14 protein-coding genes and 1 tRNA gene are annotated in these 19,278 nt (G+C 71.6%); 11 read left to right on the top strand and 4 right to left on the bottom strand.

Features of this window, described 5'->3' with window-relative positions; translation table 11 throughout:
• The first annotated feature begins 99 nt into the window (after positions 1-99).
• Complete coding sequence (locus tag AAHG03_RS15215; protein WP_412759754.1) at positions 100-1,521, top strand: methyl-accepting chemotaxis protein; 1,422 nt, start codon at positions 100-102, stop codon at positions 1,519-1,521.
• 163 nt (positions 1,522-1,684) lie between these two features.
• On the opposite strand, the gene tsaD is transcribed toward AAHG03_RS15215, so the two are convergent.
• Positions 1,685-2,719, bottom strand: a complete 1,035-nt coding sequence (gene tsaD, locus AAHG03_RS15210; RefSeq protein WP_342151526.1) for a tRNA (adenosine(37)-N6)-threonylcarbamoyltransferase complex transferase subunit TsaD — start codon at positions 2,717-2,719, stop codon at positions 1,685-1,687.
• A 212-nt stretch (positions 2,720-2,931) separates the two neighbouring features.
• On the opposite strand from tsaD, the gene AAHG03_RS15205 reads away from it, so the two are divergent.
• From AAHG03_RS15205 to AAHG03_RS15185, 5 genes are all read left to right on the top strand, one after another.
• Entirely contained in the window at positions 2,932-3,657 is a 726-nt protein-coding gene (locus tag AAHG03_RS15205) for a uroporphyrinogen-III synthase (protein ID WP_342151525.1), read from the top strand.
• 115 nt (positions 3,658-3,772) lie between these two features.
• Entirely contained in the window at positions 3,773-6,049 is a 2,277-nt protein-coding gene (locus AAHG03_RS15200; RefSeq protein WP_412759750.1) for a hypothetical protein, read from the top strand.
• A 122-nt stretch (positions 6,050-6,171) separates the two neighbouring features.
• Positions 6,172-7,767 (top strand): heme biosynthesis protein HemY, encoded by a 1,596-nt coding sequence (locus tag AAHG03_RS15195; RefSeq protein ID WP_342151522.1) that lies wholly within the window; start codon positions 6,172-6,174, stop codon positions 7,765-7,767.
• Between the two features lie 166 nt (positions 7,768-7,933).
• A tRNA-Ser gene (locus AAHG03_RS15190) sits at positions 7,934-8,023 on the top strand.
• A gap of 170 nt (positions 8,024-8,193) precedes the next feature.
• The gene (locus tag AAHG03_RS15185; protein ID WP_342151521.1) at positions 8,194-8,967 is read left to right on the top strand and encodes a hypothetical protein; all 774 of its coding nucleotides are present in this window, start codon (positions 8,194-8,196) and stop codon (positions 8,965-8,967) included.
• A gap of 137 nt (positions 8,968-9,104) precedes the next feature.
• Here the strand turns inward: AAHG03_RS15185 and AAHG03_RS15180 are convergent, their stop codons facing one another.
• Together AAHG03_RS15180 and AAHG03_RS15175 are read right to left on the bottom strand one after the other, a co-directional pair.
• Complete coding sequence (locus tag AAHG03_RS15180; RefSeq protein ID WP_342151520.1) at positions 9,105-11,183, bottom strand: multicopper oxidase family protein; 2,079 nt, start codon at positions 11,181-11,183, stop codon at positions 9,105-9,107.
• Positions 11,184-11,253: 70 nt separating this feature from the next.
• A complete protein-coding gene (locus AAHG03_RS15175) occupies positions 11,254-11,679 on the bottom strand; it encodes a hypothetical protein (RefSeq protein WP_342151519.1) in 426 nt (141 codons plus the stop codon).
• 455 nt (positions 11,680-12,134) lie between these two features.
• Between AAHG03_RS15175 and AAHG03_RS15170 the strand changes: the two genes are divergently transcribed.
• Positions 12,135-12,836 (top strand): GntR family transcriptional regulator, encoded by a 702-nt coding sequence (locus AAHG03_RS15170; protein WP_342151518.1) that lies wholly within the window; start codon positions 12,135-12,137, stop codon positions 12,834-12,836.
• A 121-nt stretch (positions 12,837-12,957) separates the two neighbouring features.
• Here the strand turns inward: AAHG03_RS15170 and AAHG03_RS15165 are convergent, their stop codons facing one another.
• Positions 12,958-13,368, bottom strand: a complete 411-nt coding sequence (locus tag AAHG03_RS15165) for a nuclear transport factor 2 family protein (protein ID WP_342151517.1) — start codon at positions 13,366-13,368, stop codon at positions 12,958-12,960.
• Between the two features lie 231 nt (positions 13,369-13,599).
• On the opposite strand from AAHG03_RS15165, the gene AAHG03_RS15160 reads away from it, so the two are divergent.
• The 4 genes from AAHG03_RS15160 to AAHG03_RS15145 all read left to right on the top strand — a co-directional run bounded on the left by AAHG03_RS15160 (position 13,600) and on the right by AAHG03_RS15145 (position 19,274).
• A complete protein-coding gene (locus tag AAHG03_RS15160; RefSeq protein WP_342151515.1) occupies positions 13,600-14,790 on the top strand; it encodes an ABC transporter substrate-binding protein in 1,191 nt (396 codons plus the stop codon).
• Between the two features lie 220 nt (positions 14,791-15,010).
• A complete protein-coding gene (locus tag AAHG03_RS15155; protein ID WP_342151513.1) occupies positions 15,011-15,880 on the top strand; it encodes a branched-chain amino acid ABC transporter permease in 870 nt (289 codons plus the stop codon).
• Between the two features lie 3 nt (positions 15,881-15,883).
• Entirely contained in the window at positions 15,884-18,355 is a 2,472-nt protein-coding gene (locus AAHG03_RS15150; protein ID WP_342151512.1) for a branched-chain amino acid ABC transporter ATP-binding protein/permease, read from the top strand.
• Between the two features lie 34 nt (positions 18,356-18,389).
• On the top strand, positions 18,390-19,274 hold the full coding sequence (locus AAHG03_RS15145; protein ID WP_342151511.1) for a polysaccharide deacetylase family protein: 885 nt from the start codon (positions 18,390-18,392) through the stop codon (positions 19,272-19,274).
• Positions 19,275-19,278: the final 4 nt, after the last annotated feature.

Below are 19,278 nucleotides of genomic sequence, written 5' to 3'. Positions count from 1 at the left end.
GCAACATATATCCGGCGCCGGCCAGGGCGCCGGGAGTTTCGCGCCGTGTCGTTGTTCCGTTCCGATTCCGGCTCCCTGATCGCTGCCATCGACCGGTCGATGGGGCGCATCGAATTCACCCTCGACGGCACGATCACCGACGCCAACGCGAGTTTCCTGGCGCTGGTCGGTTACGGCCTCGACGAACTGCGCGGGCGCAAGCACGCCGCGCTGATGCCAGAATCCGAGCGCGAGAGCGCGGCCTACCGGGCGTTCTGGGAGGCCTTGCGCGCGGGCGAATTCCGCGCGGGCGAATTCCGGCGCATCGCCAAGGACGGGCGGCCGGTCTGGATCCAGGCCTCCTACAACCCGGTGCTCGACCGGCGCGGGCGCCCGTTCAAGGTGGTGAAGTTCGCCGCCGACATCACCGCCGAGCGGCAGCGCAACGCCTCCTACGAAGGGCAGATCGCCGCCATCAACCGCTCGCAGGCGGTGATCCATTTCGCGCTCGACGGCACCATCACCGACGCCAACGACAAGTTTTTGGCCGCGATGGGCTATGCGCTGGACGAGATCCGCGGACGCCACCACAGCCTGTTCGTCGAGCCCCAGGAAGTCGGCGGGGCCGACTACGCCGCGTTCTGGCGCTCGCTCGGGGCCGGGCAGTACCGGGCGGGCGAGTTCCGGCGGTTGGCCAAGGGCGGGCGCGAGGTCTGGATCTACGGCTCCTACAACCCGGTGCTCGACAGCGATGGGCGCCCCTGCGCCGTGGTGAAGTTCGCCAGCGACGTCACCGCGCAGGTGGCCGAGCGCAACCGCCGCGCCGACGGGCAGCGCTCGATCAAGCGCGAGCTCGGCGACATCACCCTCGCCATGTCCGACGTGACCCGGCAGGCTCAGGAGACCGCGCAGGCCGTCACGATCACCTCCGGCAACGTCCAGGCGGTGGCCGCCGGCTCGGAGGAATTCGCCGCCTCGATCTCCGAGATCAGCCGGCACGCCGCGCAGGCCAAGGGCGCCTCAGACGAGGCCGTCGCGCGGGCCGAGGAGGCGAGCGGCATCGTCGCCGGGCTCACCTCGGCGGCCGAGCGCATCGGCGAGGTGGTCTCGGTGATCCGCTCCATCGCCGACCAGACCAACCTCCTCGCCCTCAACGCCACCATCGAGGCGGCCCGCGCCGGCCAGGCCGGACGGGGTTTCGCGGTCGTGGCCACCGAGGTGAAGGCGCTGGCGAGCCAGTCCTCGCGGGCGACCGAGGATATCGGCCACCAGATCGCGGCGGTGCAGGATTCGACGAGCCGCGCCGTCGAGGCGATCCGGGCGATCACCGCCACCATCGGCAACCTGTCGGAGATCTCGCTCAGCGTCTCCTCGGCGGTGACCGAGCAGGCCGCGGTCACCCACGAGATCTCGAACAACATGCAGGTCGCGGCCCGCAACGTCGATGCCGTGCGCCGCAACGCCGAGGGCATCGCCACCGCCGCGGGCGAGATCGACACCTCCGTGCAGAAGGTGACGGCGGCGGCCCGCGCCATCGGCTGAGCCGGGCCGCGTGCGGCTAGGATGATCGCTCGAAAAAGGAACGGCCGTATGGCCGGGCGCGAAGAGCGCCCCGCGCAGCGGGCCTCGGCGCCAGCCGAGGCCGTCTAGCGGAGCGAGAAGCCTAAGGCCGCGGATGCGGCCGCCGGCGCTTGAGGCTAAACAATTAAGACGCCTTCGCGAACGGCCAGCGCGCCCGCGCCGGGGCGGTGAGATCATCGACCAAGCCGAGGCGCAGCCGCTCCAGCCCGGCCCAGGCGATCATCGCGCCGTTGTCGCCGCACAGCGGCAGCGGCGGGGCGACGAAGCTCAGGCCCACCTCGCCGGCCTGCGCGGCGAGCGCCCGGCGGATCGCGCCGTTGGCGGCGACGCCGCCTGCCGCCACCAGCGCCGTCGGATGGCCCGCGACCGCACCGAACCCGCGCAACGCCACCCGGACGCGGTCCACGACCACATCGACGACGGCGGCCTGGAAGCTCGCGCAGAGGTCGGCCACGTCGCGGCTCGCGAGCGGGGCGAGGCGCTCGGCCTCGATGCGCAAAGCCGTCTTGAGGCCCGACAGCGAGAAGTCGGCCTCGCGCCGGCCCAGCATCGGCCGGGGCAGGGCGAAGCGCTCGGGATCGCCTCCCTCCGCCAGCCGCTCCACCTCCGGCCCGCCGGGATAGGCCAGCCCCAGGAGCTTGGCGACCTTGTCGAAGGCCTCGCCGATGGCGTCGTCGATGGTGGTGCCGAGGCGGACGTAGTCGCCCACGCCCTTCACGGCGACGAGCTGGGTGTGGCCGCCCGACGCCAGCAGCAGCAGGTAGGGGAAGGCGAGCCCGTCGGTGAGGCGCGGGGTCAGCGCGTGCGCCTCCAGGTGGTTGACGGCCAGCAGCGGCTTGCGCGCCACCAGCGACAGGGTCTTGGCGGTGACGAGCCCGACCAGCACCCCGCCGATCAGACCGGGCCCGGCCGCGACCGCGATGCCGTCGAGCCCCGTGAGATCGGTGCCGGCCCGCTCCAGCGCGCGGGCGATCAGCCGGTCGAGCACCTCGACATGGGCGCGTGCCGCGATCTCGGGCACGACGCCGCCATAGGCCGCGTGCTCGGCGATCTGGCTCAGGATTTCATTGGACAAGATGTGTCCGCGCTCGTCCTCGGCGAGGGCCACCACGGCGGCGGCGGTCTCGTCGCAGGTCGTCTCGATGCCGAGGATCTTCATCGGGTTTTCAACGGGCTCTCAAACGGGCGAGGCGCCGTTGCGCGCCGGGACCCCGCGCGCCACCTTCACCGCCTCGCGGGGCAGGTTTACGCAAAAACCGCGACGTTCGACAGGGACGAGGCCGCGCTTTGCCGTGGGCGGGAGCATCGGCCCGCAAGGTGGATGCCGGCTTTCGGGAAAAAGCCGATGCGGCACGGGAATCCGGAGGACAGATGCGGATCTGGGTGTCACGGCCCGAGCCCGGCGCCGCGCGCACGGCCCGGCGCCTTCAGGAACTCGGCCACGCCGTCCTCGTCGCGCCGGTGCTGCGGATCGCCCCGACCGGGGCGCCGGTGCCGGAGGGCCCCTTCGACGGGCTGATCCTGACGAGCGGCAACGCGGTGGCCGCCACGGAGGGCCTGCCGCGCGATCGCCTGGTCTTTGCCGTCGGCACCCGCACCGCCGAGCGCGCCCGCCGGGCGAGGTTTTCGCGCGTTCACTGCGCGGAAGGGGATGCGGGCGATCTCGCGGCCCTGGTCGCGGCGAGCCTGCCGCCGGGCCGCCGCCTGCTCCACGCCGCGGGCGAGGATCGCAAGGCCGAGCCCGCAGCGAGCCTGACGGCGGCGGGCTTTCACATTGCGGTGTGGGCGGCTTACGCGGCGCGGGCGGAGGGCGCCCTGCCGGAGGCCGCGGCACGAGCACTTCGGGATGAGGACGGGCCGGGGCCGGAGATCGCGCTGCACTTCTCCCGCCGCAGCGCCCGCGTGGCCGCGGAATTGTGCCGCGAGGCCGGCTTGGCCGGAGCGTTTCGCGCGTTGAAGCATTACTGCCTGTCGCCGGATGTGGAAGCGGGACTGGCCGAGTTCGGACTCGCGGCCCATTTTGTGGCGACGCGACCGAGCGAGGACGCCCTCCTCGCCGGACTTCCGCCCCCGGACCGACCGGATCGTCCCTCTTGAGGGACCGTCCCGAGGCCCGAGGACGGTTCGAACGAAACGACGGGATGGATGGCGCCGCCCGACCGCTCTAAGGGAGCGCGGTGCCTCGCAAAGGTGGCGAAGGGAGCGAACGCCGGTGACTTCACCCAAGGATGGTCCGAAGCCTGCGGACAAGGGCGCGTCCCCCGCCTCTTCCCCCACGCCGAAGCCCGGCACGCCCGCCGCCGCGGGTACGCCCCCGGCCGGCAAGCCTGTCTTGACGAAATCCGAGCCGGTGAAGCCCGGCCCGACCGGCAGCAGCGCGCTGCCCGGTGGCGCCTCGACCGGCGCCGGCCGCCCCCAGGACGCCAAGCCCGGCGAGCCGCTCAAGCCTGGCCCCACCGGCAGCAGCGCCGTGCCGCCGGTGGGCGGCAAGCCGTCCGAGCCCGTGAAGCCCGCAGGCGCCGCGCCGTCGGCCTCGTCCGCCGGATCGACCACCAGCGCGTCCGCCACGCCGCCGAAGCCCGGCACCGCGGGCAGCCCCGTGCCGCCGGTCGGTGCCAAACCCTCCGAGTCCAAGCCCTCCGAGTCCAAGCCCTCCGAGCCGGCCAAGGCGTCGGTCGCCGCCTCCCCGACGCCGGGCACCGCCACGGCCAGCACCTCCGGCGGCGCCACGCCGCTGAAGCCCGGCGCTACCGGCAGCAGCGCCGTGCCGCCCGTGGGCGCCGCCGCGAAGTCCGCTGAATTGAAGCCCGACAGCCCGGCCAAGCCCGGCGCCACCGGCAGCAGCGCCGTGCCCCCCGTTGGCGCCAAGCCATCCGACGGAAAACCCTCCGGCACCACCACCGGCAGCCCGTCCGGGGCGGGCCCGACCCGCGTGACCGAGGCTGCCTCGCTCACCGATGGGCCGATCCTCGACATGAAGGCCAAGCGCGTCCCCGACCCGGCCGAGGCCGGCAAGGGCAGCGCGAAGGACGCGGCCAAGGATGCCGCCAAGGACGCGGCAAAGGGCCAGACCCGCCCCGATCCCAAATCCGCCGAGACGGCGAAGGCCCGGGCGGGCCTCGGCGCCGTGGCGGTCTCCGGTCTGCTCGGCGGTCTCGTCGGCGCGGGCCTGCTCTACGGCGTGACCTCGTTCCAGCGCGCGGGGGATTCCCGCCAGGACACCCTCGACAAGGCGGTGGCGGGGCTGGCCACCAAGGATGCCGTGGCCGCCCTCGACAAGCGCATCGCCGCCGACGAGCAGGCTTTGAAGCCCCTGTCGGAGGCGATCAAGCGCGCCGAGGCCGCCGCCAAGACGGCGGGCGACAAGGCGCAGGAAGCCCTGCAGAAGGCCGGCTCCGCCCCTGCCGCCGCGCCCACGGGTGACGGCGCCGCCCCGGCGCCTTCCGTGCCCGCCGACCTCGCTGCCCGCCTCGACGCCCTCGACCAGAGCGTCTCGGCCCTGCAGGAAGAGCCCGGCCGCGACGGCAACGCGGAAGCCAAGGCGGTGCAGGCGCAGCCGAACGACGGCACGGCGCTCGCCGCCCTCGACGAGCGGATCAAGACGCTGGAGGCCGCGGGCAAGGATGGGGCCCCCGCGCCCGACCTGACCCAGAAGCTTGCCGCGCTCCAGGGCGAGATCGACAGCCGCACCAAGGCCAACGAGACGGCGGATGCCGGCCTCGCCAAGCGCCTCGACGAGCTGCAGAAGTCGCTGGACGCGAAGATCGGCGCGGCGACGCAGGCCGTGCAGGACGCCACGCAAGCCGGCAAGCAGGCGGCGGAAGCCTCCCAGGCCCGTTCCGACGAGACCGTGAAGGGTCTCGACCGGAAGCTTCAGGAGCAGGCCGACAAGCTCGCCACCCTCGACAAGGCGCTCGACCAGACCGCCAAGGCGGCCACCGTGCAATCGGCGCTCCGGATCGTCGCCGCCGACCGCATCGCGACCGCGCTCGATGCCGGCCAGCCCTATCCGGAGGCGCTGGCGAGCCTGCGCAGCCAGGAGCCGGCGGATTCCAAGCGCGTCGCGGCGCTGGCGCCCTTCGCTGACAAGGGCGCGCCGACCCCGGCGAAGCTCGCTGCCGAGTTCCGCACCATCTCGGCCAAGATCGCGGAGGCCAAGCGCGCCGCCCAGGCCAAGGCGGTGGCCGAGAGCGGCAGCGTCGGCGACCGGCTGATGAACATGGCGAGTTCGCTGGTGCAGGTGAAGCGCGCCGACGCCCCGGCTCAAGGCCAACCCGCTGCGGGCGCCGAGGGCTCGACCGCGCAGGTCCAGGCCGCCCTCGACAACGGCGACCTGCCCGCGGCCGCGGCGGCCTTCGCGGCTCTGCCCGAGGAGGCGAAGTCGCAGGCCGGCGATTTCGGCGCCCGGCTGACCGCGCGGGCCGAGGCCGGCAAGGCGGCGCAGTCGCTGCTCACCGACGCCTTCACCGGCCTCCCCCCGGCGCGCTAGGACCCGCGCGGCCGATGACGGTGTTTTCGACGAGGGGCCCGCGTTCCGCGCGCCCTCATTCCCTTCCTGCTTGTCCGGGCCGCGAGCGCCCGCTCGCCGTGCTTCCAAGGAGGCCCTGACCCATGTGGCGCGCCCTCGTTTTCCTGGCCCTCCTGGCCCTTGCGGCCTACGGGGCCGTGTGGATCGCCGACCATCCGGGCACCGTGAACGTCAATTGGGGCGGTTACGACGTCCAGATGAGCCTCGCCATCGCGCTCACCGGCGTGCTGGTGGCCGCGATCGTGGTCGCTCTGATCTGGGCGATCGTCACCGGCGTCATCGGCCTGCCGGCGAGCATCAGCCGCTCCACCCGTGAGCGCCGCCGCAACAAGGGCCTCGCCTCGCTGTCGCGCGGCATGATCGCGGTGGGCTCGGGCGATCCGCTCGCCGCCCGCCGCCATGCCAGCGACGCCGAGCGGCTGCTGGGCTCGCAGCCCCTCACCCTGCTGCTCAAGGCGCAGGCCGCCCAGATCTCGGGCGACCGCGACGCCGCCGAGCGCGCCTTCCGCAGCATGGCCGACGATCCCGAGACGCGGGTGCTGGGTCTGCGCGGCCTGTTCGTCGAGGCGCGCCGCCGCGAGGACGAGCCGACCGCCCGCGCCTACGCCGTGGAGGCCGCGCGCCTCGCCCCCAGCGTCACCTGGGCCAACGAGGCGGTGATGGAGGCCCATTGCGCCGACGGCGATTGGTCAGCCGCGACCGAGACCGTGGAGCGCCGCGCTTCGCTCGGCCTGATGGACAAGCACGCCGCCCGCCGCCAGCGCGCGGTGCTGCTCACCGCCGCCGCCCAGAGCAACGAGGCCGGCGCCCCCGACACCGCCACCGATCAGGCGCTCAAGGCCGTCAAGCTCGCCCCCGACCTCGTGCCCGCCGCCGTCATCGCCGGGCGCTTGCTCGCGCGCCGCAACGACCTGCGCAAGGCCGCCAAGATCGTCGAGGCCGCGTGGAAATCCACGCCGCATCCCGAACTCGGGCGCGTCTATCTCAACCTGCGCACGGGCGATTCCGCCCGCGACCGCGTCGCCCGCGCCGAGACGCTGGCCAAGCTCTCGTCCTGGGATCCGGAGGCCCGGCTGGTGCTGGCCCAGGCCGCGGCCGAGGCCAAGGAGTTCGGCCGCGCCCGCGAGACCCTGACCCCGCTTCTCGACGACCGCCCGACCGTGCGGGTCTGCCGGATGATGGCGCGGATCGAGGCCGCCGAGCACGGCGGCGACAGCGGACGCGCCCGCGAGTGGCTGGCCCGCGCCGCCCGCGCCCCGCGCGATCCGGCCTGGGTCGCCGACGGCGTCATCTCCGAGCGCTGGGCCCCGATCTCGCCGACGACCGGGCGCCTCGACGCCTTCGTCTGGAAGACCCCGCCGGAAATCCTGGCGGCGCCCGAGGACGACGACGCCCCCGTGGCCCCGGAGCCCGACGCCCCCCGGATCGAGGCGGCCGCCCCGGCGCCCGCTGCCCCCACCGCGCCGGTTCCGCCCCCGGCCGTGCCGGTCCCGCCGCCGACCACCGTCGAGGCCGCGCCGGCCGCAAAGCCCGGCTTCCTCGAGACCGGCGCCGGCTCCTCCGCCCCGGCGACGCCCGCCGCGACGACGGCGCCCGCGGCGACACCCACGCCGCCCGCCATCCCCCGCGCCCCGGTCCCGCCGGGCACACCGGTGGAGCGCCCGCGCCACATCGCTTGACGGCGCGGGGCGCCGGCCTCGGCCAAGCGGATCGCGCGCTTCCGCGGCGATCGATCGGGAGCCTCACGCTCCCGCTTGCCAGAAGCCGGCGCCCCGGTTACAGCACGGCTCCCGCCGCGCGGGACCGCACCGAGCCTCGGCTCACCGCGGTTCCCGGTGGGACTCCGGAGGGGTGGCCGAGTGGTTGAAGGCGCACGCCTGGAAAGTGTGTATACCGGAAACGGTATCGCGGGTTCGAATCCCGCTCCCTCCGCCACTTGTTCTTAGTGATAAATTTTGATTTATAATCAGTGACTTGGCTGGCGCCATGATGGGCTTGTCCCCCAAGTTGGCACCCAATGTGTCCCCCAGGGTGGCAGAGCCATGACAGCTACTTTTAGCGATACCTACCTCCGGCCTTCCGCATTGCAGGATGACTCTAAGCGTATGCGCGCTCAACTCGCTGCTGCTTATGCAAATTTTGTTGGTTCAGGTTTCCGGATTGATGTTCGCGACTATATTCAGCAACATAGTGGCATCATGCCTCAATCTAGTAAGATGTATGCCCCGCTGGATATTCATTTCAGCGAAGGCGAGTTGGTTGATGTTCTCGACTCGCTTACTGCAATCGCAGATTGGTTTATCAATCAAGATGATGAAGTTTCAAGGGACGAATGGGTTCGAGAGGTTCAGCGTATATTTGACCAGCAGCATGTTAAGTATGCTATCGATTCCGGTGGTTCTGTCCGGCTTCGTGTAGACGCTTCATTTGAGCTTGATAGAGAAGCGGCACTCGCTGGCCTTCAGTCCAGTCGTTACGGAGGTGTCCGAGCCGAGTTTGAGGGTGCCTATACAGCCCTCTCCGCTACCCACGCGGACGGCAAGCAGGCGATCCGAGGCATCTTCGAAGCCTGCGAGGTGACTTTCAAGCTCATGTTCCCCTCCGCTCGGCGCGTGGGTGCACCCGAGATTGGATCGAACCTGATGCCGTTCGTTGAGCAGTATTACGCAAGCGACGCGCCTGCCCAAGAGGCCGCGAAGAAGCTCGTACAAGGGTTCACCAACTGGGTGGCCTCCGCTCAATTCTACCGTCACGGCCAGGGGCAGGAGGAGCCCAACCAGCCCCCGCTAGAGGTTGCTGTCGCCATCCTGAGTTCGGGCGCAGGCTACCTTCGATGGCTCATCCACCTCGATCAAGCGAAGCTCGCCGCCGGAGTTTGATGCGTGTCGATAACGCAGCCATTCGGCGGGGCGCCAACCACTGCGCGTGACCGCTTCCGCCTCATCGCTCTCTAGACGCTCCTCCACGTCACGCTTCGGTGCACCGACGGGACTTCGACACCCGCCTTCGGTCGGCCTCAATGGGCGTGCCCGCCCGGGCCGGCCGGCAGGCCGTGGGTGTTGGGAAGGACGATCTTGACGTTCTGCATCATGCCCTGATCCTCGTGGTCGAGGATGTGACAGTGCAGGACGAACTCGCCGATGTAGCGCTGATAGCGGGTGCGGATGACGACCTCGTAGCCCTGCTTGGTGAAGATCGTGTCCTTCCAGACGCCCTTGAGATCGAGGAACTGCGGATCGCCGTTCTCCATCTTCAGCCGCTCCGCGTAGGGGATGGCGGGGTCCGTGAGATCGACCCGCTTGCCGCCGACGGTGTTGTAGATCGCGATGATCTCGAACGGGTTGACGTGGATGTGGAAGGGGTGGCCGGCGATGGTCGAGGTGAGGTGCCATTCCTCGACGCCGCCGAGCGCCAGCAGCCGATCGACCCGCTCGGGCGCGTAGGCCTTGTGATTGATGCCGAAGCGGGGGGCGCCGGCGGAGAGATCGATGCTGAAGATCACGTCCTGGCGGCCCCGGACCTCGTCGGCCGCGATGGGCTTGTGCGGGACGAAGGCCGCGAGCTTGAGGCCGTCCTTCAGGTCGGCCACGACGCGGGCGGCGACCGGCGCCGACAGCACCGCCTCGGCGCGCGCGACGAGATAGTCCCGGATCACGCTCGCCGGATCGGAAGCGGCGGGCGGGGCGGACGGCCCGCCCGGGGCGGACCCGCCCTCCGCGGCGCCGGCCCGCACGAGCGCCAGCAGCCGGATCGTCTTGTTCGGGCCGCCGACATCGCTGTTGGCGTTGTTCAGACGGTTGTCGATCACGCAGTAATCGCCGCCGGTCGGCACCGAGACGAGCAGATCGCTGCGGTAGCCGGGCTGGAGCACGTCCGTCGTCTTCGGCAGCGCCCGCGCGTGCGTCAGGCCGTCGGCGGCGATCTCGAAGGTCTCGATCGGCGTCGTCTCGCAGTTCTCCTTGACCCACGCCTCGGACTGTCGGACCGAGATGCCGTATTCCGGCAGCGTGACGCGCCCCTTGGCGCGGCGCAGCTCGAACGAGATGGTGTCGCGCACGCCCGCATGGACGAGCCGCCAGCGTTCGACCTTGCCCGGCTCCATCGACAGCGTGGGCTGGACGAGGCCGTTGATCGAGGTGTAGCGGCCGGACGTGTTCCAGCTCCCGGGCCCGAACTGGTCGTACCGGCTCACGGTGCCGGTCTCGCCGGCCTGGCAGAGCCACGCCTGGCTCGCCGAATCGACCTCGATGTTGCCGTTGGCGTCGCGGCAGGCGTACTGGACCTGCGTCATCACCAGCACCTTCTCGTAGGCCTTCTCCCGCTCGTCCTGGCCGTTCGGCAGGAGGACGTCGATGTCGCCGACCTCGCCGTTCTGGCCGGGCTTGCGCGTCCCGCGCACGATCAGCGCGCCCGCTATGCCGCTGGCGACCTGCAGCGCCGTCGAGCCGTGCCGGTGCGGGTGATACCAGAAGGTCCCGGCCGGGTGGTCGGCGGGGATGTTGTACTCGTACTGGAAGACGTTGCCCGGCTGGATCTCCAGCAGGACGTTGTCGCTGTTGCCCGTCGGCGACACCCACAGGCCGTGCGAGTGCAGGTTCGTGACGTTGAAGCAGTTCGGGATGTTGTGCGTGCCCTCGGGCGCGACGCAGTTCTCCAGCGGCAGTTCGTTGCGGAGCGTGATCCGCACGGTGTCGCCGGGCAGGACCCGGATGGTCGGGCCCGCGTAGACGGCCTGATCCTTGTCCTCCGCCGGCGGTCGCTTCAGATCGACGTAGGCGCGCAGTTGCACGGCATCGCGCGTGTTCGTGGTCGGGTTGGCGATCGTCCCGTCCACCATGCGGATGCCGAGATCGATCGCCGCCTCGCCGGGAACCGGCGTTCCCACCGGCTCGGCCGCGCGGAGTCCGGGCTGCGCCGACATCGGGGTCAGGCCGGGGGCCGAGAGGCGACGTGCCTCCGGGGCGTTGCGGACCACCGTCATCTCGGTGGGATTCGCGAACGGGCGGTCGGCGGCCTGCGCGGCGCCGACCGAGACGAGTAGCATCCCTGCCGCTGCCGGACCGAGACGCGCGGCCAACCCGGACAATGAGGTCATCGGGATCTCCTCAAGACGAGAGTTCGTGTTCGAAGCGCGCGATGCGCGGCCGGGGCGACGACGCAACCGGTCAGGGCTGCCGGACGGCGATGAACGAGGCCGTGACGCCCGCCGGCGCGCCGTCGTGCGGTTTCGCCCGGATCACGCTGCCCAGGAGGGCCGGAACCTGATCGACCCCGTTCGGCCAGGTCGGGGCACGCTGGCCGCGATAATCGTATTGCCATCCCGCGGTCGCGCTTCCCGGCCGGCCGAGGCCGACGAGGGAGAACGCCGCCGTCTCGTCGGTCGAGACCGTGCCCGAGAGGTCGAGGACATAGCCGCCGCCCATGTCGAGCGTACCCTGAAGGCCGCCCCCGGCGCTCTCTTCCAAGAGGAACGTCCCCTCCCCGAAGATCAGCCGCAGTGCCTTCTCGGCTTCGCCGTTGACGAGGTCGAACGTGTTTCGATAGCTCCGGTATGTCCAACGACCCGGCATCGTCGATGGCAAGGCGTCCATCTCAACCTCCAAATCTTATCTTAAATTCTTTTTTGCTTGATCTGTAAGCCGCTGAAACGGGAGGATCAATTTTGCATTTATACAGACAAATCGATTGTGACTCACTATGTCCGTGCAATCCTCGCGCGTCAAGTGCCTCCGGGACGTCTGAGCGACGACGCAACGAGCGTCGCCGCGCGCGTGTCGGCGGCCGGATCGATACGATCGAGGGCCGAGGCGTCGCCGGCTCGACAGGGCCCGCGCCGATTCCGGCCGGATGCCGGCGACCCTGTGGGCCGGCAGCGGGTCGGTCTTCCCATTTGCGGGCGAACCGGGTTTCACACGGTCGCGGCGATGGGGCCGAGACGCCTCGGCGTCGATCATGCATCTGGCGGGAGACGGGGCCCCGCGCCTCACGGGGCGGGCATGCCGGATCGGGCGAGCGCGCGTTGTCTGCGATTGGATCTGCATCGACGATGAGACAGGGCGAGACAAGCCCCCCGACCGACCGCGTCGGAACGATCTGCCGGTCGCTGCGGCGGGCCATCGTCGAGCGGGCGCTCGCCCCCGGGGACCGGCTGCCCGAGGATGCGCTGGGCGAGCGCTTCGGCGTCAGCCGCACCATCGCGCGCCAAGCCCTGCTGCAACTCGCGGGCGAGGGGCTGGTGGAACTGCGCCGCAACCGCATCGCCACGGTCGCGAGCCCGAGCTGGGAGGAGGCGCGCGACACCTTCGACGTGCGCATCAGCCTGGAGCGGCTGGTGGTCCAGCGGCTCGCCGGCACCCTGAGCGAGACGCAGCGCGCCGCGCTGGAGGCGCATATCGCGGGCGAGGAGCGGGCGAGCGGCGGCCCGGAGGCGGCCTCGATCCGGCTCGCCACCGAGTTCCACCTGCTGCTCGCCGAGATGACCGGCAGCCCGGTGCTGACCCGCTACGTCGCCGAACTCGGCTACCGCTGCGCCCTGGTCCTGTCGCTCTACAGCCGGCCGCACTCGTCCGACTGCGCGGTGAGCGAGCACCGGGAGATCGTGGCGGCGCTGGCCGCGGGCGATGCTGGGCGGGCGGTGGCCCTGATGGACCACCATCTCGACGCGGTGGCCGAGCGCGCCCGCATCGTCGCCGAACCGAGGCGCGAACGCGACCTCATCCGCCTGCTCGCCCCCTACGTCGAAGGCTGAGGATTTTTGGGATCGAAGGGCAAGCCCTTCGCGGGTCCAGGGCGGAGCCCGGTCGGCGAAGCCATCATGGGGCTCTGCCCCAAACCCCGCCGAAGGGATGATCCCTTCGGTATCCCAGGACCTAATCCGACATGCCCTGGCGGTCGAGGATGCGTTCGGCGCTGTCGTTCCACACTTCCATCGAGACGATCAGACCGTCGCGCACGGTGAAGCGATCGACGTAGCGGTTGCCCTCGAAGGCGGTGCCGTCCGGCCACGCGCCGTAGAGCGTGCCGAGGCTGTAGACCGTGGTCAGCCCCTCGCCGGGCACCACGTCGAGCCGCTCCATCCGCTTCTTGACCCAGGCGTAGCGGCCCGCGTTGAAGGCCGTGACCTCGCGCGGATGCCGGAACACCCGGCCGCCGGTGAAGACGATGGCGATGCCGGGCGCCATGTAGCGCGCCGCCGTCTCGGGATCGGGTACCATCGAGGCTTCGAGATAGGCCGTCACCGCCGCCGCGTCGCGCGCGGCCCCCGTGTCCTGAATGTCCATCCGCAATCTCCCCGGTGCCCGGTTTCCTGCAAGCAAGCGCGGCGCCGCCAAGCCAGCTTGGCGCAGCCACCATCGCCGTGCATGCAGAAAGTGTATGCACTTTGTTGGAGATTTGTGCACACTCCTTCCGCAGGTCGCGCGCGATTCGGAAAAACCGAACGAAATCAACGGCTGCCCGACTGGCACGGCCGTTGCGGACATGGGTCGACCAGATATGGGGACCGGACCGCCATGCCTCGACGCCTCACCGCTGCCCGCACCCTCACGCGGCGCCTCGCCCTCGGTGCCCTGCTCGCGGGCTTCGCCGGCCTCGCTCCGGTCCAAGCCGCGGAGCCGATCCGGCTCGGGCTCGTCACTGCGCTGAGCGGCCAGTCGGCCAAGTCCGGCGAGGCGATCTCCCGCGGGATCGGGCTGGCGATCGACGAGATCAACAAGGTGGGCGGCGTGCTCGGACGACCGCTCGAACTGGTGGCGCGCGACGACGAGGCCAACCCGTCGAAGGGCGTGCTCGCCGCCCGCGAACTGATCCAGCGGGCCGGCGTCGTGGCGCTGATCGGCGGGCTCGACACGCCGGTCTCGATGGCGATCGTGCCCATCGCCAACCAGATGAAGGTACCCTTCGTCGGACCCTGGGCGGCCGGCACCGGCATCACCCGCAACGGCGCCGCCGACAACTACGTGTTCCGGGTCTCGGCGGTCGATGCCCTCGTGGACGAGGCGCTCGTCGCCTACGCGGTGAAGACCTACGGCGCGAAGAAGCCCGGCGCGATCCTCGTCAACAACGCCTGGGGCGAGTCGAACCAGCAGGGCCTCGTCGCGGCGCTGAAGGCGGCGGGCCTGCCGAGCGCGGGCATCGAGAAGTACGAGGCCAACGACATCGACATGGTGCCCCAGCTCTCCCGCCTGCGGGAGGCCGGGGCCGACGCGCTGTTCCTCGTCGGCAATGTCGGCCCCTCGGCGCAGGTGGTGAAGTCGCTCGACCGGATGGGCTGGACCGTGCCGGTCATCTCCCATTGGGGCCCGGCGGGCGGGCGCTTCGACGAACTGGCGGGCCCCGGCGCCGCGCGGGTCCACTTCGTCCAGACCTTCACCTTCGCCGGCAACGACAGCCCGAAGGCGAAGGCGGTGCTCGACGCGCTGAAGGCGAAGTACCCGGCGATCAAGTCCATGGCCGACGTGACCCCCGCCGTCGGCATCGCCAACGCCTACGACGCCACCCACCTGATCGCGCTCGCGATCCAGGCGGCGGGCTCGACGGAAGGGCCCAAGGTCCGCGACGGCTTCTATGGGGTCCCGGCCTATGCCGGCCTGATCAAGACCTACGAAAAGCCCTTCGCCCCGGACCGGCACGACGCGTTGCGGCCGGAGGACTACATCTTCGCCAGCTTCCGCAACGGCGAGATCGTCGCGGTGGCGAAGTGAGGAGTTCCGTCCAGCGGGCGAACGGCAGGTTCGTTCCTATCCCGCCGTCATTCCGGGGCGCCGCAGGCGAACCCGGAATCCACGACTGGCCGCGACGGAGCAGCTTAAGCCCGGCTTCCCGCATCACGGGTGGATTCCGGGTTCCGCTGCGCGGCCCCGGAATGACGGCGGTGAAGGGGATCGCGGTTGCGGCTCGCCCGCGCCGCCAGGGGCAAGGCGCATGCTGATCGGAACCCTCGTCAGCGGGCTCGGCCTCGGCAGCATGTATGGGCTGGTCGCGCTCGGCTTCCACATCACCTTCGCGGTCTCCGGCACCGTGAACTTCGCCCAAGGCAGCGCCGTCACGCTGGGGGCGGTTTTGGGCTACGTGTTCGCGGTGCAACTCGGCTGGCCGATGCCGCTGGCGGCCGCCGCCGCGCTCGCGGGCTGCGCGCTGCTCGGGCTCGCGGTGGAGCGCCTGCTGGTGCGCCCCTTCGTGGTGCGCGGCTCCGATGCGTGGCTGCTCGCCACGGTCGCCGGCGGCATCATCCTCGACAACGTGCTGCTGTTCACCTTCGGCAAGGAGCCGCGCGGCCTGCCCTCCGCCCTGGTCTCGGCGCCGATCCAGGTGCTCGGCGCCGGCATCTACCCGTTGCAGCTCGTGATCCCGGTGGTCGGCATCGCGGCGGCACTCGCGATCCGCGCGGTGTTCCGCCGGACCGAACTCGGCCGCGTGCTGCTCGCCGTGGCGCAGAACGCGGAAGCCGCGCGGCTGATGGGCATCGATGTGGCCCGCACCGTCGCCTGCGCCTTCGCGCTTTCCGCGGTGCTCGCGGGCGCGGCGGGCCTGCTGATCGCGCCGCTCTTCTCCGTCTCGGCCGAGATGGGGGCGCTGTTCGGGATCAAGGCGTTCGCGGTCGCGATCCTCGGCGGGATCGGCTCGGCCACCGGCGTGGTGCTGGCCGGCCTGCTCTACGGCGTGGTCGAGGCCGGCGTCACCGCGACGCTCGGCTCCGGCGCGACCCAGATCGTCGTGTTCTCGGTCATCATCCTCGCCCTGGCGCTCCGCCCCAACGGGCTGCTCGGCCGCGCCGCCGTCAACAAGGTCTGACCCATGCGCGCGCTTCCCCGGGCGCCGGCCGCGATGCCGCTCGCCATCCTGGGCCTGACGCTGGCCGGCCTCGGCCTCGTCGGGCTGACGAGCGGCTACAGCCACTTCGTCATCGCGCTGGTGGCGCTGACCGTGCTCGCCGGCACCGGCCTCAACGTCCTGCTGGGCCTCGGCGGCCTGATCTCGTTCGGCCATGCCGGGTTCTACGCGCTCGGCGCCTATGCCGGCGCGATCCTGACGCTCAAGGGGTTCAGCTTCTGGCTGGCGCTGCCCGCGGCGGCGGCCCTCTCCGGCCTCGTCGGCGCGGCGCTCGCGGTGCCGGCGATGCGGGTGCGCGGACCCTATCTCGCCATGGTGACGATCGCCTTCGGCTTCCTCGTCGAGCACGCGCTGATCGAGGGCGGCGAACTCACCGGCGGGCAGAACGGCCTCGTGGTCGCCACCGGCCCGAGCCTGTTCGGCGTGGCGCTCGGCGAGCGCGACCTCGCGAGTCTCGCCGTGATCCTGGCGGGCGCGAGCCTCTACGGCTTCCACCGCCTGCGCCACGCCCGCCTCGGCCAGGCGCTGCGCGCCGTGCGCGACGCGGACGTCGCCGCCGCCTCCCTCGGCTTCGATCCGGTGCGGGTGAAGACCGCGGCCTTCGCGATCTCGGCAGCACTCACCGGGTTGGCCGGCGCGGTGCTGCCGCCCTTGATGCTGTTCATCGCGCCGAGTTCGTTCCCGTTCACCCAGTCGATCCTGTTCGTGCTGGCCGTGGTGGTCGGGGGCACCGGCACCGTGCTCGGGCCGCTGTTCGGCGCGCTGGTGACGGTCCTGCTGCCGGAAGCGCTCGCCGGGCTGGCCGAGTACCGCCTGCTGTTCTTCGGCCTGACGACGCTGGTGGTGCTCTGGCTCGTGCCCGCCGGCCTCGTCGGCAGCCTCGCACGCCTCCTGCCGCGGGGCGGGCAGGCGCGCGCGGATGCCGGGGCAGAGCCGCCGGCCTTCCTGAACCGGAGCGAGGGCGAAGGGCTCGCGGTCGAGGGCCTCGGCATCGCCTTCGGCGGGATCCGCGCGGCGGAAGGCGTCGCCTTCGAAGCCCAGCCCGGCGCCGTCACCAGCGTGATCGGCCCGAACGGGGCGGGCAAGACCACCGTCCTCAACATGATCTCGGGCTTCTACCGGCCGAGCGCGGGCCGCATCCGCTTCGGCGACCGGGAACTGGCCGGGCGGCCGGCCCACACCATCGCCCGCGCCGGCATCGCCCGCACCTATCAGACCACGCGGCTGTTCGGCTCGCTCAGCGTGATCGAGAACGTGACGCTCGCCCGCGCCCCCGGCCGCCTGCTGCGCCGGGCGCAAACCCAAGACCGGCACGAGGCCGCGGCCCTGCTCGCCTTCGTCGGCTATGCCGGCCCCCTCGACCGTCCGGCCTCCGAACTGCCCCATGTCGACCGGCGCCTCGTGGAGATCGCCCGCGCGCTGGCCGGCGCACCCCGCGTCCTCCTCCTCGACGAGCCCGCCGCCGGCCTGTCCCGCGCCGAGACCGACCGCCTCGGGAGCCTGCTGCGGCGAATCGCGGCCCGCGGCATCGCCGTGATCCTCGTGGAACACGACATGCCGCTGGTGATGGGCCTGTCCGACCGCATCCTCGTGATGGATGCCGGCCGCCCCATCGCCCTCGGCACGCCCGCCGAGATTCGCCGGAACCCGGCGGTGCTGCGGGCCTATCTCGGCGCCGCCGAGACCCCGGCCCGGCCGCGCGCCGCCCCCTGGAGCGGCCCGGCCGACGCGGTGCTCTCCGCCCACGGCCTCACCGCCGGCTACGGCGCCGCGCCCGTCCTCGACGACGTGGCGCTGGCGGTACGGCCCGGCGAGACCGTGGCGCTGCTGGGCTCGAACGGGGCCGGCAAGTCGACGGCGATGCGCGCGCTCGCCGGCCTGCTGCGCCCGGTCGAGGGTTCGATCGTGCTGGAGGATCAGCCGATCGCCGCGCTGCCGGCGCACCGGATCGCCCGGCTCGGCCTCGCTTTGGTGCCGGAGGGGCGCCAGGTCTTTCCCGAGCTCACGGTGGTCGAGAACATCCGCCTCGGCGCGTGGAGTCGGGGTGGCCGGGTCGATCCGGCCGAGGTCGAAGCCCTGCTCGACCGCTTCCCGCGGCTGCGCGAGCGGGCCGGCAGCCGCGCCGGGCTGCTCTCGGGCGGGGAGCAGCAGATGCTCGCCATCGCCCGCGGGATGATGGCGCGCCCGCGCATCCTGCTCCTCGACGAGCCCTCGCTGGGGCTCGCGCCCGCGATCATCAACAGCCTCTACGCCACCGTCGCCGAGTTGCGCGACGCCGGCACCACCATCCTGATCGTCGATCAGATGGCAGCACTCGCGCTGACCGTGGCGGATCGGGGCTACGTGCTGGAGCAGGGGCGCGTCGCCGCATCGGGCACCGCGGCCGAACTGAAGGCGGACGCCGCCCTGGAGGCGGCCTATCTCGGGGCGGCGTAACCGCTCCATCCACCACAGGACCGAGATTCAGACCGTGACCACATCCGCGCCGAGCCATGGCCGCTACGCCTATTCCGCCCTGCCGGACCGGCCGGTCTACGACTGGCCCGAGGGCAAGCGCCTCGCCGTCTACCTCGCCCTGAACCTCGAGACCTTCGATTTCGGCTCCGGCCTCGGCGCCGAGTTGGCGCCGGGCGGGCCGCAGCCGGACGTGCTGAACTACGCGTGGCGCGACTGGGGCAACCGCGTCGGCGCGTGGCGCCTGCGCGACCTGCTCGATGAGCTGGATCTGCCGGCCAGCATCCTGGTCAACAGCCGCATCTACCGCGATTGTCCGGGCCTGATCGAGGCGTTCCGGGCCCGCGGCGACGAGATCGTCGGCCACGGCCGCACCAACGCCGAGCGCCAGGGCGACATGCCGGAAGCGGAGGAGCGCGCGCTGATCGCGGAAGCCACCGCGGTGCTGACCCGCGAGGAGGGCAAGGCGCCCGCGGGCTGGCTCGGCCCCTGGATCTCGCAGTCGCGGGTGACGCCCGACCTCCTGGCGGAAGCCGGCTACCGCTACCTGCTCGACTGGTGTCACGACGACCAGCCGACATGGTTCGCGACCCGCGACGGCGGGCGCATCCTCTCGGTGCCCTATCCGCAGGAGTTGAACGACATCCCGGCCGTCGTCGCCCGCAAGGACACCGGCCGCGCCTTCGCCGACTCCCTCCTCGACGGCTTCGAAGAGATGCTGGAGCAGTCGCGCAAGGCGCCCCTCGTCATGGGCATCGCGCTCCATCCCTACATCGTCGGCCAGCCGCACCGCCTGCGCCCGCTGCGCCAGGTGCTGGAGCGGATCGCGGCGGAGCGCGACACGGTCTGGCTCACCACCGCCGGCGCCATCGCGGCCCATGCCGCTCGGATCATGGAGTAGCCGT

It is taken from the genome of Methylorubrum subtropicum (assembly GCF_038442325.1).
Lineage (GTDB): Bacteria > Pseudomonadota > Alphaproteobacteria > Rhizobiales > Beijerinckiaceae > Methylobacterium > Methylobacterium subtropicum.
Note: the sequence above shows the minus strand (reverse complement) of the source record. Positions and strands in the feature narration are given on the sequence as shown.

Coding starts and splice junctions, on each gene's coding strand:
- AAHG03_RS15215 (WP_412759754.1), top strand. CDS start 100: ATGGGGCGCATCGAATTCACCCTCGACGGCACGATCACCGACGCCAAC.
- tsaD (WP_342151526.1), bottom strand. CDS start 2,719: ATGAAGATCCTCGGCATCGAGACGACCTGCGACGAGACCGCCGCCGCC.
- AAHG03_RS15205 (WP_342151525.1), top strand. CDS start 2,932: ATGCGGATCTGGGTGTCACGGCCCGAGCCCGGCGCCGCGCGCACGGCC.
- AAHG03_RS15195 (WP_342151522.1), top strand. CDS start 6,172: ATGTGGCGCGCCCTCGTTTTCCTGGCCCTCCTGGCCCTTGCGGCCTAC.
- AAHG03_RS15185 (WP_342151521.1), top strand. CDS start 8,194: ATGCGCGCTCAACTCGCTGCTGCTTATGCAAATTTTGTTGGTTCAGGT.
- AAHG03_RS15180 (WP_342151520.1), bottom strand. CDS start 11,183: ATGACCTCATTGTCCGGGTTGGCCGCGCGTCTCGGTCCGGCAGCGGCA.
- AAHG03_RS15175 (WP_342151519.1), bottom strand. CDS start 11,679: ATGGACGCCTTGCCATCGACGATGCCGGGTCGTTGGACATACCGGAGC.
- AAHG03_RS15170 (WP_342151518.1), top strand. CDS start 12,135: ATGAGACAGGGCGAGACAAGCCCCCCGACCGACCGCGTCGGAACGATC.
- AAHG03_RS15165 (WP_342151517.1), bottom strand. CDS start 13,368: ATGGACATTCAGGACACGGGGGCCGCGCGCGACGCGGCGGCGGTGACG.
- AAHG03_RS15160 (WP_342151515.1), top strand. CDS start 13,600: ATGCCTCGACGCCTCACCGCTGCCCGCACCCTCACGCGGCGCCTCGCC.
- AAHG03_RS15155 (WP_342151513.1), top strand. CDS start 15,011: ATGCTGATCGGAACCCTCGTCAGCGGGCTCGGCCTCGGCAGCATGTAT.
- AAHG03_RS15150 (WP_342151512.1), top strand. CDS start 15,884: ATGCGCGCGCTTCCCCGGGCGCCGGCCGCGATGCCGCTCGCCATCCTG.